Here is a 14,195-nt window from a genome sequence, read left to right as displayed (position 1 = left end):
CGCTTGAGATCAACGATCACGCTGCCGCGCAGATTGGGCGAGGACCCGCCATAGCCCAGGTTCATGCCCGTCGAAATGGTATAGAGAGGAACCTTGAAGCGGTTGGCGATGCGCACGACCGCCTGCACTTCCTCAACGGTCGACGGGGCGACGGCGGCGGAAGGGATCAGTTCATCGGGCTCGTCCCACAAGGGCGAATAGGCGTCCCGATAGAGCATCACGTCTTCTTCGGACGTGAACACCCATTGCGAACCAACCGCCTGCGCGAACTGTTCGAGCGCCTGCTTGAAATCGGCGGCGGAAACCTGGGGCGGCAAAGGAAGGGCCATAGCGGTCCTCAAGCTCGTGTTGGAAGAAGATGCTTCGGGCCGACGACCCAGGAAATCATCCGGCACGGATCATCATCCGGGAAGAGGCCGGGTCCCGAAGCCACGGTGCAGCGCTGGCGGCGGCACGGTGACGATCGAGCGCGGACATCCCGGCTTTACCCATGACCTTCATTCGGTGCACCATTATCTGATCCAGCCCAATCCGCTGATCCGCAATGACGAATTGAACCTGCTGTCGAAATTCGGTCTTGAATATGTGCATCCCGGCGCGTTCCAGACGACGATCCTGTCGGACTTCAGCACGCTGGAAGTGTTCGACGATCTGGACCGGACCTGCCAGTCGATCGCGCGCCATTCGGAGAAGGATGCGGAGGCCTATCGCGATCTCGCCATGCTGGGCGCGCGCGTTCTGCCGATGCTGATGGCTGGCATGTACACGGTGCCGCTGCCGCTGCATGTGACGCTGGGCATGCTGAGCGGAAACGAGGACGGACGCCGCATCATCGACATGATGTTCCGCAGCCCGCTGCAAGTCGTGGATGAGTTGTTCGAAAGCGATCACATCAAGATTCACATGATCCGGTCGGCGACCGAACATACGCTGGGCTTTCCCGACGACATGGGCAATGGGCTGTGCGTATTGCTGACAACTGCGCTCCAGCATAATTTCAAGACAGGCATGCCGATCGGCGGCAGCGGCGCACTGGCGGCGGCGCTGGCGCGATGCATCGAATATCATGGCGGCACGATCATCAAGAATGCGAAGGTGGAGAAGGTGCTGACCAGCGGCGGACGGGCGACCGGCCTGCTGACCACCGATGGCGACGAATATGCCGCGCGTGACGCGGTGGTCGCCTCCATCCATCCGCGCAACCTGGACAAGTTCGTGGATGGCATCCCCGATACCGTGGTTGCACGCGGCAAGCGGACCATCCAGAGCCCGTACGGCATCATCAAGATCGACGGCGGGTTGAAGGAGCCGCTCAAGAAGAACATGCCGTCGCACATCAGCGAGGACAGCATCGTCAAGTGGATCTTCGCCGACAATCTGCGCGATTTCCTCAAGGCCTTCGACCCGATGCGCCATGGTGAGATCAATTATGACCGGCCGCTGCTGGCAGGCAGCGACATGCAGATCCCCGGCCGGTCGCCGGAGGACAACCCGTTGCTTTACCTGCTCCAGCACGTCCCCTACAAGCTGGCGGACGGCGGCGCACAGAAATGGGACGAGATCAAGGAACGCGTGGCCGACAACATGATCGAGAAGGCGGCCTACTTCATGCCGAACCTGACGCCGGACAATATCCTGTTCCGCCTCGTCGACAGTCCGCTGGACATGGAGCGCCATTCACCCAACAGCATGGTCGATGGCGACGCATGCGGCCTGGGATTCCATCTGTTCCAGTTTGGCGGCATGCGTCCGACGCCGGAACTGTCCAACTATGCCGTGCCCAATGTCGAGGGATTGTATCTGAGCGGCCCGTTCATGCATCCGGGCGGCGGCGTGTTCAGCATCGGCCGCCCGGTCGCGATCAAGATGTTCGACGACATGGGCATCGATTTCGACAAGGTGGTGGCGCAGTGAAGCTGTTGGACGGGACCGGTGCCGAACTGATGCAGGTCGGCAAGCTGGAGCGCGATGGCTCAGACCTGCTGATCAAGGGCAAGATCTATGGGTCGATGCCGATGACCGCGCGGCTGACGCCGCAGGAGGCGCGCGGCCTGCTCAAGCTGCTCGACGCGCGTACGGCGCTGTTCCTGGTGAGCCTGCTGTTCCGCAAGGGCAAGGCCTGACACGCTCCTGCGGAGGCAGGAGCCCAGGTCCGGGACCGGGTTCCTGCCTCTATATGGTTTCGGAAGATAGGTTGGTGGGGGGTGGTGCAGGTAGAGGTCTGGCGCGGCCGTAATTCAGTTCGCGCCGCGCCGTTCGGCCTCGACCGCGCGCGCGACGGGCGGTTCCTGCAACATCCGCCGCGCATGATCCGCGAAGGCGCGATAGGGGGACAGATCCAGCGGCCCGGCCATGGCGCGGTTCCATATCCAGAAGAGATAGCCATCGAGCAGCGACCATTGATCGAGCCACCAGCCGCCCCCCGACAGCCTCTCCTCAATCAGGGCGAACTCGTCCGGCAGCAATTTGGCCGCATATTCCGCGACCAGCCGCTGGCATTCCGCATCGTCCGTGATCCGTTGCGGCACGAGCATGCGGGTCAGCAGCGGATGAATGCCGGAGGAGAACCACGCGAGATCGCTCAGCACCGGCACCCCTTCGGCCGTGCCCAGATCGGGAAGAAGCCGCTTTTTCGGGGCGCGGCCAGCGATCCACGCCAGAATGGCCGCATTCTCCGTGATCGTCCCCTGCGGCGTGATGAGCACCGGCACCTTGCCGCGCGGATTGACCGCCAGATAGCCGGGCTCCCGCTGCTCCCTGGCCACGAGATTCAGCCAGATCGCGCGATAGGCGATACCGGCCGCTTCCAGCGCGATCAGGGTCACGAGCGAGCAGGCGCGCGGCGCGGCGTAGAGAGTGACTTCGGTCATGTGAAGGTCCTTCGATGATCATGCGCATCGTCAAGCTGCGGCGAAGCCGCCCCGCATGCAAGCGATGCGGCGGAAAAGTGGAGCGGCGTCACCAGCCCCGGGACGCTGCCGCCGCCTTCACGTGCAAAGGACCGCACGATGCCGCGCGCCGCGATCTGCGGGTCGGCCAGCGCCTCCGCGACGCTGTTGATCGGTCCGGCCGGGACGGCCGCCGCCTCCAGCCGCGCGAGCAGATCGTCGCGCTTCGACAGCTTCGTGGCCGCCGAAATCATGTCGAACACCTCCGCCCGCGCCGCGACGCGTCCCGCGTTGGTGGCGAGGTGCGGGCCGGGCGCGATCCCCAGCAAAGCCGATACGCGCGCGAACTGCGCATCGTTGCCGGTGGCGAGGATGAACCATCCATCGGCCGCAGGATAGACGTCATAGGGCACGATATTGGGATGGGCGTTGCCCAGCCGCTGCGGCGATTTGCCGGAGATCAGGCAGTTCATCGCCTGATTGGCGAGCGTCGCCACCATGACGTCGAACAGGGCAGCGTCGACATGCTGGCCGCGCCCGGTGCTTTCCCGCTGGATCAGCGCCGCCTGGATGCCGGTGACGGCATAGAGGCCGGTCATGATGTCGGCATAGGCAACGCCGATCTTTTGCGGAGGTCCTGCCGGATCGCCGGTCAGGTCCATGATCCCGCTCATGCCCTGGACGATGAAGTCATAACCGGCACGCGCGGCATAGGGACCGGTCTGGCCGAAGCCGGTGATCGAGCAATAGACCAGCCGGGGATTGAGCGCGGCAAGATCGTCAAAGCTGAGGCCATATTTTTTGAGGCCGCCGACCTTGAAATTCTCGATCAGTACATCGGCTTCGACGGCAAGACGCCGGACTTCCGCCTGGCCCTCCGGCGTGGTGAAGTCGATCGCCAGCGACCTCTTGCCCCGGTTCGCGGCGTGGAAATAGGCGGCGTCGCGAGTACCGTCGCCATTCTCCACGAAGGGAGGGCCCCAGCGGCGGGTGTCGTCACCGGACGGGCTTTCCACCTTGATCACCTCCGCGCCCAGATCGGCGAGGAGCTGGCCCGCCCATGGCCCGGCGAGAATCCGGGCCAGTTCCAGCACCTTGATGCCCGCGAGCGGCGGCCCCGCCATCAAAAGGCCGCGATGCCGGTGATGGCACGGCCCAGGATCAGCGCATGAATGTCATGCGTCCCTTCATAGGTGTTGACCGTTTCCAGATTGACCAGATGCCGCATGACGGGAAATTCCCCCGATATGCCGTTGCCGCCATGCATGTCCCGCGCGGCGCGGGCGATGTCCAGCGCCTTGCCGACATTGTTGCGCTTGACGATCGAGACCATCTCCGGCGCGAACCGTCCTTCGTCCATCAGGCGGCCGATGCGCAGCGATGCTTGCAGGCCAAGCGTGATTTCGGTCAGCATGTCGGCAAGCTTTTTCTGATAAAGCTGCGTCGCGGCGAGCGGGCGGCCGAACTGCCTGCGGTCGAGCCCATATTGCCGCGCGGCGTGGAAGCAGGCTTCCGCCGCGCCCATCGCGCCCCAGCTAATGCCGTAGCGGGCGCGGTTGAGGCAGCCGAAGGGACCTTTCAGCCCCTCGACTTCGGGCAGCAGGGCGTCCTCGCCCACCTCGACATCGTCCAGCACCACCATGCCGGATCGATGCGCGCAGGCTAAGCTTTCCTTCGATCTTGGGCGCGGACAGGCCCTTCATCCCCTTTTCCAGCACGAAGCCGCGAATGGCGCCGCCATGCGCGTCGCTCTTGGCCCAGATGATGAAGACATCGGCGATCGGCGAATTGGAAATCCAGGTCTTCGCCCCCGACAGCACATAGCCGCCCCCCGTCCTGCGTGCGCGCGTGGTCATCCCGCCGGGATCGGAACCCGCGTCCGGCTCAGTCAGGCCGAAGCAGCCGATCCATTCGCCGCTGGCCAATCTGGGCAGATATGTGCGCTTCTGCGCTTCCGACCCATAAGCGTGGATCGGGTACATGACGAGGCTCGACTGCACGCTCATCATCGAGCGGTAGCCGGAATCGATACGCTCCACTTCGCGCGCGACCAGGCCATAAGCGACATAGCTGGCGCCGACGCCGCCATATTCTTCCGGGATGGTCGGGCCGAGCAGGCCGATCGCGCCCATTTCGCGGAATATCTCCGGGTCGGTATGTTCGCTGGCGAAGGCTTCGGCGGCACGTGGGGCCAGCCGGTCGAGCGCATAGGCGCGCGCAGTGTCGCGCACCATCCGCTCATCGTCGGTCAGCTGATCATCGAGCAGGATCGGATCGTCCCACGCAAATGCAAATTTGTCCGGCATCAATTCACGCTCCCATGTTCGGGGCGATGTTGAACTTCGCCGCTGATCGGTTAAACATTAGAAATTGCATTCTATGATCTTTATGGAGATCAATGCTTGATCGACAGTCGGCAGCTCCGTTGCCTGATCGCCGTGGCGGAGGAGGCGCATTTCGGGCGCGCGGCCTTACGGCTGGGGCTCGCCCAATCCGCCTTGTCGGGGCAGATCAGGCGGCTGGAGGACAATCTGGGCGCATGCCTGTTCGAACGCGGACGCCGCGCGGCAGTGCGCCTGACCCCGTTCGGCGCGATCTTCCTGGAGGAGGCGCGCGCCACGCTCGACCGCATGGACCGGGCGGAACGCATCGGCCGGGCGGCGGCGCGAGGGGAAGCAGGCCCGGCGCGGCTGCACTATGTCTTTTCCGCGGCGCTGAGCGGAATATTGACCGAAGCGCTGAAAGGGGTTGCCGGGCGGCTGCCGCTGCTCCACGTCAACTGCGTGCCCATGGAAACGCCCGAACAGCTGGCCGCACTGAGCGACGCGCGCGCGGATGCGGGTTTCCTGCGCCCGCAGGACGATTATCCGCCGGGCGTGTCTGCGCGCATCGTTCATAGCGAGCGCATGATCATCGCGATGAGCGCGGCGCATCGCCTCGCCCGGCAGGAGCGTTTGCGCTGCGCCGATCTGGCCGGGGAGACGTTCATCATCCCGCAGGCGGCGCGGAGCATGGGATTGCCCCGCTTCGTGCAGTCCCTGGCGCAGGCAGGCGGCTTTGCGACGCCCCCCTTCATCGATTGCAGCGATTTCCTGACGGCCGCCTGCATCGCCGCGAGCGGAGGCGGCGTGGTGCTGGCGCCGCGATCGCTGACCAACATGAATATCGGCGGCCTGTGTTTCCGCCCGCTCGACGATTTCGAGGCGGGCGTGGACCTGGCGCTTGCCTGGCGCGAGCCGCGGCCGCCGATCGCCGCCGTGATCCTCGACGTGCTGGGGCAGCCCTCGCCCGATCGTCCGCATGGCTGACAGGGACACGGACAGGGGATGATTTCCGCCACACTCTGGAAGGAGATAGAGCCGCTTCTGCCGCGCAACGGGCGCGCCGCCGATCGCGTGTACAAGCGCGCGGAAGGCGGCGGCCGCAAGCGCAATGACGACCGGCTGATGTTCACGGCGGTGCTGGAAAAATTCGCGACCGGGCAAGCATGGCGCGACCTGACCGGCGATGTCTATGGCAGCGGCAGCGCCGTGCACGCGCGTTTCCGGCAGTGGGAAAAGGCCGGATTGATCGAAGCGCTGGAACATCAGGGACTGCTCGACCATCCTGAACTGAGGCCCTTGTGCGATGCGGTGGCCATCCGCCGCGCGTCGGACATGCAAGCCGCGAAGAAGCGAAGGGAAAGCGCGCAATTCCCCCTTCTGCCGATTGCCAGCGCCGAACCGCTGCCCATCACCGCACGCGGCCGCCGCATCCGGCTGGAGATCATCGCGGCGGCGCAGAGACTGTTCCACCGCAATGGCGGCGAGCAGGGCGGCGGGTTCGAAACGACGACGGCGGAAGCGATCGCAGCGGAGGCCGGAGTGTCGACCCGCACCTTCTTCCGCTATTTCCAGAGCAAGATGGATGTCATCTATCTGGATCTGAGTTACGGCCTGCGCGACCTGGGCATGGAGCTTGACCGCCGCCTTCCCCATGACAAGCCGGTCGAGCAGGTGCTGATCGCCTGGTTCACCAGCACGCTGGCGATGACCCACTCTGAAATCAATCGCGACCGCATGCGCCGGGCCTATAGTTCGCCCAATTTCCTGGCGCGGCGCGGACTGTTCATCATGGAAAGCCAGTCGATCATCTTCGAACGGCTGAGCCGTCAGCAACCCTATAGCGGCCACGGGCCGATGTGCAGGCTGATATCGGGCATCCTGGCCAGCATGCTCGACATGATCAACGAAGCCTGGGCCCAGCGCGGCGCGGTGCCGGACGAGGAGATGCTGACCGACATGCAGCAGGCCTTTTCGGCCATCGGCGAGGTTGACCTGGCCCACGTGCTGGACAAGGCCCTGCGCGAACATGCGCTGACGCCACCCACGCCGATCCGCAAATTCCTCTGAACGCCTGTCCCTTGCAGCCTACAAGCGGGTGAAGCCGGGCTCGTCATCCAGGTCGAGCGGCCCGGTGACGCACGCCGTCATCTTGTACCAGCCCACGGTGAACAGCACCGCCAGCGCAGGCCCGGAGCCAAGATGGCGCTCCACGTCCCGCCAGACATCTTCGCTCACCTGCGCCGGGGCGCGCGCCGTTTGCCGGGCGAGCCGCAGTACCGCCTTTTCTCTCTCATCGAAATGGCTGGAATGTTCGAAGCCCCAGATCGCGGCCAGCTTGTCCTTGGGCACACCCATGCGGACGGCGATATTCCAGTGCCGGCCCTCTTCATAAGAGGAACCGATCGTCAGGCAGGTCATGATGATGACCAGTTCGCGCAGCTCCGCATCCAGCCCGCCCGCGTCGCGAATGGCGTTCGCCATGGGAATGAAGCGGTCCAGAACGTCCGGCAGATTGGCTATGGCGCGGAAGATGTTCGAATTGGGGCGCTGCCGCTCCCGCTCCAGCATGTCCCACACATGCTGATGGTCCGGTTGCGTTTCCCGTGATTGCAATTCGATACGCGTCATGAACGAGCCCCGTTGTGAACGATGTTTTCCAGAATGTCCGCCACCTGCGCGGGATGGGTCACCATCGCGTCGTGCCCCGCGTCGATTTCAATATAGGTCCAGTCATCCCTGCCCTTTGCATAAGCGGCGCTTTTCGCGACGGCCGCAAGCTGCGGCGCCATGCAGGCAATGTAGGTGGCGGGGACGCCGTTCCCCAGCGGATTGTTCAGCACGAGCGCGGTCCTTTCCGGCCCGAACGGCTGGGGCGTCATGCGGCGGTCAACCCAGGCGGCAAGATCGGGATCGGCAATGCCGAATTCGGCCGCGGACGGACCAGTCACGCTGATACCGCCGTCATGCTGCATCGCCTTGGCGATGCGCGCCTCCCGCATTTCAGGCGTCATGCCTTCAAGGCGGCTTTGATTGTCAAAGGCAAAGCCGCCGTCGAGATGAACGAGATGGCGCACACGTTCCGGCATGCGGTCGACAACGCCATTGCAGACGCGCGACCCATAGCTGTGCGCGACCAGGATGACATCCTCCAGTTCCTCGGCGAGGATGACGTTGACGATATCCTGGACGAACGTTTCCATGGTGAGATGAGCGGACAGCAGGTGGCGGCGTTCGCCCAGTCCGGTCTGGGTCGGCGTGAAGACGTCGAACCCGCTGGTGCGCAGCCGCCGCGCGACATCGCGCCAGCACCAGCCGCCATGATAGGCGCCGTGCACCAGAAGGAAGGGCGGCGGATTCGCGTGGCTCACGCCTCCTGCCCTGCCCGCTGCCTGATCTTTTCATTGATGCTGGACGACCAGTCGGCGAACGGGCGGAAGCTGGGGTCGGCCCGCACCATCTCCTCCGTCCTGCGCATGATTTCCTCATCGGACAGGCTGAGGTCAAGCGGATCGCCGTGCGGCTGGGAGATGTACCAGGGCAGGTCCATATAGATTTCCAGGCCGTTGCCTTCGGGATCCTCCGAATAGAGCGAGATCGAAGTGCCGTGGTTGATCGGCAGCAGCTTCGTCACGCGCTCCTGCTTCAGCCGGTCGTGGATGTCGCGGATCTGGGGGAGCGATTCAACCGCGAAGGATAGCTGGTTGACGGTGCTCGGTCCCCGCTCCATGCCTTCGGGCCACTGCAACAGCACAAGCTGGTGGTGCGCACTTGCGTCGGCGCTGAGAAATACGATCGGCGCATTGCCATAGCGCGCGACCTCACCTGTGTCGGTTTCGACCATGCCGAGCACGTCGCCATAGAAGCGGCGCATGCGTTCAATATCCGCAACATAGACTCCGACATGCTTGAGTTGAGGGGGTGAACCCGCCATGCGCTCTCTCCGTAACCAGGTGAACCGGCGCCCGCCGCTCACGATTTTTTCAAAATCCCATCGCCACATTATTTATGGACGATATGTGGCAACGCTCTCGTCCTGATCATCATTTACTGCTAAACCGTACGATTGTCCAGCGCCAGTTCGGCTATTGTCGGGCATTTTCACGCCTCGGCGGGCATGGCCTTGCATATGCCATTAATGTCATCCATGTTTTGAAACAAGAATCGGCGCAACGAATCGCCGATCCGGGGAATGCCCCTATCAAAGCTGGAGAAGATCAATGACCGCCACATCAGCCGCCCGGTCCGTTCCAACCGAAGCGAACGGCTTCATCTCCATGGCGGAGGGACTGAGGACGGACTTGCGCGCCAGCGCGTCGGAAACCGAAGCACTCGGCCGGATTCCCGACGCGATCTTCGACAAGCTCGACCAGGCAGGCGCGTTCCAGATGCTGAGCCCGGCAAAATATGGCGGCGCGCAGGTCGATTTGCAGACCTATCTGCACACCATCGTCGAAACGGCGCGCGGCGACATGGGCGTCGCCTGGGCGCTGAACATCATCAACATTTCCAATTGGGGGGGCGCGATGATCCTGCCCCGTGAAACCGCCGATACGATCTTTTCAACGCCGGGCGGGGCGAGGCTGGCCGGCGTATTTTCCGCCCGTACGCTCAAGTCGCGCCAGACGGCCGCCGGACTGCATGTGGAGGACGGCATCTGGGCGTTCAACTCCGGCATCAATCACGCGAATTGGGACATGCTGGGCGTACCGATCAAGGATAGCGGCGACCAGGTCATTGACGAAGGCCTGGCCCTGATCCCGTGCGGGGAACTGGAGATTCTGGACGATTGGGACGTCATCGCGCTGCGCGGGTCCGGCAGCAATTCGGTCAGGCTGCGCGACTATGTCGTCAAGCCCGATTATATCGGCGCCTTCGGCAAGATGCGCCGCGAAGGCTATGTGTCGCCGAACGTGGAAAATGAGCTGCTGTACCGGATATCGGGAACGGGCTGGGGCGCATTGGTCCTGACCTTCCCCATCATCGGCGGCGGGCTGGGCGCGATCGATCACTTTCTGGAAAAGGTCGAAAAGCGCGGCATCCAATATACCCAGTATCTCAGGCAGGCGGATGCGCCGGTCATCCATCAGCATCTTGGCCGTGCGACGGCGAAGGTCAACGCCGCCCTGACGATCGCGTCCAGCGCCGCGCACCTGCTTGAGGAAACCGCCCGGCGCGGCGACACCCTAACCCATATGGAAAGTTTCGCGATCAGGCGCGATTGCGGCATGGCGGCGTCGATGGTGTGGGAAGCGGTGGACCTCCTCGCCTCCGCATCCGGCGGGTCGTTCATCGCATCCTCCCATCCGCTCAACCGCGTCTGGCGCGATGTCCGCGCAGGGACGCAGCATGGCGCGATCAACATCGATACGGTGATGGAGGCCTATGGGCGGCAGCTTTGCGGCTTGCCGTCGAACATGACGATGCCGGGCACCGAATAAGGTGCGGGATGGGAATGCCGGGGGCGGGGGCGGTTGTGCGCGTGACCCGGGCATGATGCAAGATCTGGAAACGATGTTGGAGCAGCGCGGGGGAGAGCGCCGCGCCGCCCTCATCGCGCAGGACCGGCACGCGTTGGAGGACTTGCTCGCGGACGATCTGATCCACGTCCATGCCTCTGGCGCGGTCCAGAACAAGGGGGAGTTCCTGACCTATGCGCTGGAGGTCATGCGGTTTGTGGACATCGCCCAGCATGAAGCGGCCGTGCGCCCAGCCGGAGACAATGGCGCGATCGTCAGCGGCGCGGTGACGACATCCCTGATGCGGCGGGCCACGGGCGAGCAATTGACCAGCCGCACCTTCGCGACGCAGGTCTGGCGCAGGGAAAGCGGCGGACTGTGGCGGCAAGTGGCCTATCATGCGACGCGGCTGCCTTAGCCTCTGGAGGAAACAGGGCCTTCTGATGGGAAGCTCCTGCGGTTCGTTCAGACTGGGGCCGCCGCAGCACAGGAAAGGAGCGGAAGCCGCCTGGCTCCGCTCCTTCCTTGTCATCCGGCGATGAATGCCTTGCCTTATTGCTCGCCGAAGCGGTAGCGGATCGACAGGCCGTACATGCGCGGTTCGCTATAGATGCTGGTCGAATAGCCCAGATTGTTGCTGTCGCCGTTCGAATTGCTGATCCGGTAGGTTTCGTTCGTCAGGTTGGTGACGAAGAAACGCGCGTCCAGCGAAGTGCCCATCATGCCGTTCCATTCGACTGACGCGTTGAAGACATCATAGGCGTCTACATAACCGCCCGGCTCGCTCGCCACGGTCGATGCGGGCGCGGTCCAGGACTTGTCGGCATGGGTGTATCCGCCCGAAAGGACGAATGTGCCGACCGAGCGATCCATTTCATATTCGTAACGCGCGTTGATCGAGAACTGGTTCTTTGGCGTGAAGGGGAAAGGCGTGCACGACAGGTCCACGGTTGTGGGCGGAGCGCCCGGCCCTTGCGGGATCGGCACCGGGCCGTTGCACGAGTCCTTCACCCCCTGCTGCGGGCCGGTGACCGGATCGGGCGGCACGTCCAGGAAGTAGCGCTTATATTTGGCGCTGGTGTAGGAATAGCCCCCGGACAGCGTGAATTCCTTGGTCAGACGGGCCGTCAGTTCCAGTTCCACGCCCCTGACCCGCGCCGTGCCTGCGTTGAACGTGCGCGCGCCCTGGTCGATGCCGGTCGTGTTGCAGAAGGGATTGGCCGGATCGGGACAACCGTTCGCGACATTTTCCGAGAAGGTGCGCTGGATGCCGTCATAGTCCAGATGATAGGCCGAAATATTGGCCCGCACCGGCACGGCGCCCAGGGTGAAGTCGGTCTTCGCGCCGACTTCATAGCTTTTCACATATTCCGGCGCGAAGGTCAGGCCTGCCTGCTGAACGGCCGCATAGTTGAAGCCGCCCGCCTTATATCCCTTGGTGATCTTGCCGAAGAGGAGGACGTTGTTCATCACCTCATAATCAAGGCCAAGGGTCCAGGTGGTCGCGCGCGTCTTTTCGCTCGCCGCGCCAATAGGCAGGACGACATAATCCGGCGAGATGCGGCTGCCGGAATAGCTATCCTCCGTCCGGCGGATACCGGCGGTCAGCTTCAGGCTGTCCAGCGACGGGCTGAACGCCCCGAAATCCAGCGTGCCCTGCGCGTAAAGCGCCTTGCTCTTGGTCGTGATGGCGAAGAAGCCGCCACCGTTCGCGGCCCCGTTATAGGACCCGGTCGCCTGCAATCCTTCCGGCTTCTGCTTGGAATAGAAGGCGCCCAGCACGAAGTTCAGGCTGCCATCCAGCAGCCTGCCTTGAAGCTGCGGTTCTTCGGTGATCAGGCTGACATTTGTGACGTGGGCAACGTCACCGGCTTGCGCCCCATAGACATTGCCGAAACGCGTGATCGCCGATTGCCGCACGACACCGGGCACCTGTGCGAGCACGGGAAGGAAGCTGCCGTCCAGATCCCAGCTATAGGACTGCTTCATCCGCTGATAGCCAAAGACATTGCGGAAGGTGAGTTGATCCGAAATGTCGATGGTGAGGATGTCGGTGATGGCCCAGTTCGTCAGCCGGTAGAATTGATCATTGTTGAGGATCACCCGGCGGGGACCGCGCGCCTTCTGCGCCGCCAGAACGGCTTCGGAAATCGTGGAGTCGGTCGCATCGAAGGGAATGCCAGTGCCGCTGCCATTGCCCCAGCTATTGGCGACCAGGTTGATGAGGTTGCTACTGGTCGTGTTCACGCTCGTCAGCACCTGGCCGGAACCGTTATTATGCGCCTTGGTATAATAGCCGACCAGATAATTTTCGACGCCATCGACAGGGCGGAAGGTCAAACCGGCGCGGACGGTCCAGTAATGACGGTCGTCATAATCCTTGCCGCGGTAGCCATTGTTCGTATCGGCCGGGCCCGGCAGGCCGTTGACGCCGGAGTTGGGCCGGTTGCCGGGCAGCACCTGTCCGGGCGCCTGGCCGATGAAGAAGGGCGGAGGCTGCGTGAAATCCTGGAACGGCAGTGTCGTGACGACGCCTGCCGGGCCGACATCCTTGGTATAGCCGTCGCGGTCGACCTTCTTCCCCGCGACGCGCAGCAGCAGCTTGTCGGCCACGAGCGGGACGTTGAGGACGGCCTCGAACTCCCGGTCGTCATAATTGCCGATCTGAGCCTGAACATAGCCGCCAAAGGAATCCTTGGGCTTTTGCGGACCGAGCAGCAGCGCGCCGCCGGTGGTGTTCTTGCCGAACAGCGTGCCCTGCGGCCCACGCAGCACCTGAAGCGATTCCAGATCGAAGAAGGTGCCCGGCCCGCCCTGGTTCGCGATGATCGAACCCTGGATCAGCGGCACTTCGGCGAAATAGTTCACGACGCCCACCGGCGCGAGATAGCTTTGGCCCTGACCGCGAATGGTGATCGTCTCCGCATCGCGTTGCGTGCCGTTGGAGGCAACGTTGAGCGAGGGGATGCGGCCAAGCAGGTCGGTGGGGCTGGAGATATTCTGCTCGCGCAGCGTCTCGTTATTGAGCGCGGTGATGGCGACCGGCACGCTCTGGATCGCTTCCTCACGGCGGTTGGCGGTGACGATGATGTCCGCGATGCCCGTGTCGGTCGGGGCGGCGGCGCCCGCTGCGGGCTGCTGCTGAGCCAGAGCAGGTGAAGCGGCGGCAAGCGCGATCGACCCTGCGGTAGTTAAAAACAGCGTGCGAGACTGAAACAAAATGCCTCTCCCTTTTCCCAATGTCCGGTTTTTTGCCGCCCGTTGGTCCGGGCGGTCGATCAGGGGAGCCTATGCAGGCTGCATCCGCTTGGCAGCTACGCAGATGTGACAAGCTTTTGCATTTGTGCGAAAATCGCATGGCCCGGAGCAGGCCAGCCCGTTGTTGCAGCCGCGCCTGGAAAGGCGGGAGCATATCCTGTGAACATGCTCCCGCGCTCTCCCCCTTATGATGCGGACAATATTCCCCCGCCGGGCGGAGAGGCAAGTTCGTCTCTGTGCTTATCTTTCTCTTCTGTTACGCATTTACA

Annotated in this window: 14 protein-coding genes and 1 pseudogene; 7 read left to right on the top strand and 8 right to left on the bottom strand. The window is 63.5% G+C overall.

Features of this window, described 5'->3' with window-relative positions; genetic code table 11:
- On the bottom strand, positions 1 to 329 hold a 329-nt coding region (locus L288_RS0121885), incomplete at its 3' end, for an FAD-binding protein (RefSeq protein ID WP_031304616.1).
- Between the two features lie 127 nt (positions 330 to 456).
- Here L288_RS0121885 and L288_RS35900 point away from each other — a divergent pair.
- A complete protein-coding gene (locus L288_RS35900; protein WP_021239002.1) occupies positions 457 to 1,914 on the top strand; it encodes a phytoene desaturase family protein in 1,458 nt (485 codons plus the stop codon).
- Positions 1,911 to 2,123, top strand: coding sequence for a hypothetical protein (locus L288_RS35895; RefSeq protein ID WP_021239001.1), 213 nt, complete (start codon positions 1,911 to 1,913; stop codon positions 2,121 to 2,123). Before L288_RS35900 ends, L288_RS35895 begins: the two co-directional genes overlap by 4 nt.
- A gap of 114 nt (positions 2,124 to 2,237) precedes the next feature.
- Here the strand turns inward: L288_RS35895 and L288_RS35890 are convergent, their stop codons facing one another.
- The 3 genes and pseudogenes from L288_RS35890 to L288_RS35880 form a co-directional block, all read right to left on the bottom strand.
- A complete protein-coding gene (locus tag L288_RS35890) occupies positions 2,238 to 2,870 on the bottom strand; it encodes a glutathione S-transferase family protein (protein ID WP_021239000.1) in 633 nt (210 codons plus the stop codon).
- Entirely contained in the window at positions 2,867 to 4,012 is a 1,146-nt protein-coding gene (locus L288_RS35885; protein ID WP_021238999.1) for a CaiB/BaiF CoA transferase family protein, read from the bottom strand. The genes L288_RS35890 and L288_RS35885 overlap by 4 nt, the downstream gene beginning before the upstream one ends.
- Positions 4,012 to 5,194 (bottom strand): annotated as a pseudogene (locus tag L288_RS35880) (acyl-CoA dehydrogenase). The gene L288_RS35885 and the pseudogene L288_RS35880 overlap by 1 nt, the downstream one beginning before the upstream one ends.
- A 96-nt stretch (positions 5,195 to 5,290) precedes the next feature.
- Between L288_RS35880 and L288_RS35875 the strand changes: the two are divergent.
- Both L288_RS35875 and L288_RS42050 read left to right on the top strand, forming a co-directional pair.
- Positions 5,291 to 6,196, top strand: a complete 906-nt coding sequence (locus tag L288_RS35875) for a LysR substrate-binding domain-containing protein (RefSeq protein ID WP_021238998.1) — start codon at positions 5,291 to 5,293, stop codon at positions 6,194 to 6,196.
- A gap of 18 nt (positions 6,197 to 6,214) precedes the next feature.
- Positions 6,215 to 7,279, top strand: coding sequence for a transposase (locus L288_RS42050; protein WP_021238997.1), 1,065 nt, complete (start codon positions 6,215 to 6,217; stop codon positions 7,277 to 7,279).
- A gap of 18 nt (positions 7,280 to 7,297) precedes the next feature.
- Here L288_RS42050 and L288_RS35870 read toward each other — a convergent pair whose 3' ends face one another.
- From L288_RS35870 to L288_RS35860, 3 genes are read right to left on the bottom strand one after another with little or no spacing between them, the layout of a single operon-like run.
- Positions 7,298 to 7,840, bottom strand: coding sequence for a carboxymuconolactone decarboxylase family protein (locus L288_RS35870; protein ID WP_021238996.1), 543 nt, complete (start codon positions 7,838 to 7,840; stop codon positions 7,298 to 7,300).
- On the bottom strand, positions 7,837 to 8,580 hold the full coding sequence (locus L288_RS35865) for an alpha/beta fold hydrolase (RefSeq protein ID WP_021238995.1): 744 nt from the start codon (positions 8,578 to 8,580) through the stop codon (positions 7,837 to 7,839). The genes L288_RS35870 and L288_RS35865 overlap by 4 nt, the downstream gene beginning before the upstream one ends.
- Positions 8,577 to 9,143, bottom strand: a complete 567-nt coding sequence (locus tag L288_RS35860; protein ID WP_021238994.1) for a VOC family protein — start codon at positions 9,141 to 9,143, stop codon at positions 8,577 to 8,579. Before L288_RS35860 ends, L288_RS35865 begins: the two co-directional genes overlap by 4 nt.
- Positions 9,144 to 9,217: 74 nt before the next feature.
- Here L288_RS35860 and L288_RS43190 point away from each other — a divergent pair, with 74 nt between their 5' ends.
- The 3 genes from L288_RS43190 to L288_RS35850 are packed head-to-tail and all read left to right on the top strand — an operon-like array spanning position 9,218 to position 11,086.
- Positions 9,218 to 9,433 carry a hypothetical protein gene (locus L288_RS43190; RefSeq protein ID WP_152522095.1) on the top strand — a complete coding sequence of 72 codons (216 nt, stop codon included), beginning with the start codon at positions 9,218 to 9,220 and terminating at the stop codon, positions 9,431 to 9,433.
- Positions 9,430 to 10,650, top strand: coding sequence for an acyl-CoA dehydrogenase family protein (locus tag L288_RS35855; protein WP_021238992.1), 1,221 nt, complete (start codon positions 9,430 to 9,432; stop codon positions 10,648 to 10,650). The genes L288_RS43190 and L288_RS35855 overlap by 4 nt, the downstream gene beginning before the upstream one ends.
- Before the next feature lie 52 nt (positions 10,651 to 10,702).
- A complete protein-coding gene (locus L288_RS35850; protein WP_021238991.1) occupies positions 10,703 to 11,086 on the top strand; it encodes a nuclear transport factor 2 family protein in 384 nt (127 codons plus the stop codon).
- A gap of 134 nt (positions 11,087 to 11,220) precedes the next feature.
- Here the strand turns inward: L288_RS35850 and L288_RS35845 are convergent, their stop codons facing one another.
- Positions 11,221 to 13,887: a TonB-dependent receptor gene (locus tag L288_RS35845; RefSeq protein ID WP_021238990.1), complete on the bottom strand. Its 2,667-nt coding sequence runs from the start codon at positions 13,885 to 13,887 to the stop codon at positions 11,221 to 11,223.
- Positions 13,888 to 14,195: the final 308 nt, after the last annotated feature.

This window comes from Sphingobium quisquiliarum P25 (assembly GCF_000445065.1).
Taxonomy (GTDB): Bacteria; Pseudomonadota; Alphaproteobacteria; order Sphingomonadales; family Sphingomonadaceae; genus Sphingobium; species Sphingobium quisquiliarum.
The sequence above is the reverse complement of the archived record's forward strand: the minus strand, read 5'-3'. Positions and strand labels throughout refer to the sequence as shown.

Bases quoted from the DNA above. Each gene is read 5' to 3' on its own strand.
- L288_RS35890 (WP_021239000.1), bottom strand. From the start codon at position 2,870: ATGACCGAAGTCACTCTCTACGCCGCGCCGCGCGCCTGCTCGCTCGTG.
- L288_RS42050 (WP_021238997.1), top strand. From the start codon at position 6,215: ATGATTTCCGCCACACTCTGGAAGGAGATAGAGCCGCTTCTGCCGCGC.
- L288_RS35850 (WP_021238991.1), top strand. From the start codon at position 10,703: ATGATGCAAGATCTGGAAACGATGTTGGAGCAGCGCGGGGGAGAGCGC.
- L288_RS35855 (WP_021238992.1), top strand. From the start codon at position 9,430: ATGACCGCCACATCAGCCGCCCGGTCCGTTCCAACCGAAGCGAACGGC.
- L288_RS35870 (WP_021238996.1), bottom strand. From the start codon at position 7,840: ATGACGCGTATCGAATTGCAATCACGGGAAACGCAACCGGACCATCAG.
- L288_RS35860 (WP_021238994.1), bottom strand. From the start codon at position 9,143: ATGGCGGGTTCACCCCCTCAACTCAAGCATGTCGGAGTCTATGTTGCG.
- L288_RS43190 (WP_152522095.1), top strand. From the start codon at position 9,218: ATGGACGATATGTGGCAACGCTCTCGTCCTGATCATCATTTACTGCTA.
- L288_RS35885 (WP_021238999.1), bottom strand. From the start codon at position 4,012: ATGGCGGGGCCGCCGCTCGCGGGCATCAAGGTGCTGGAACTGGCCCGG.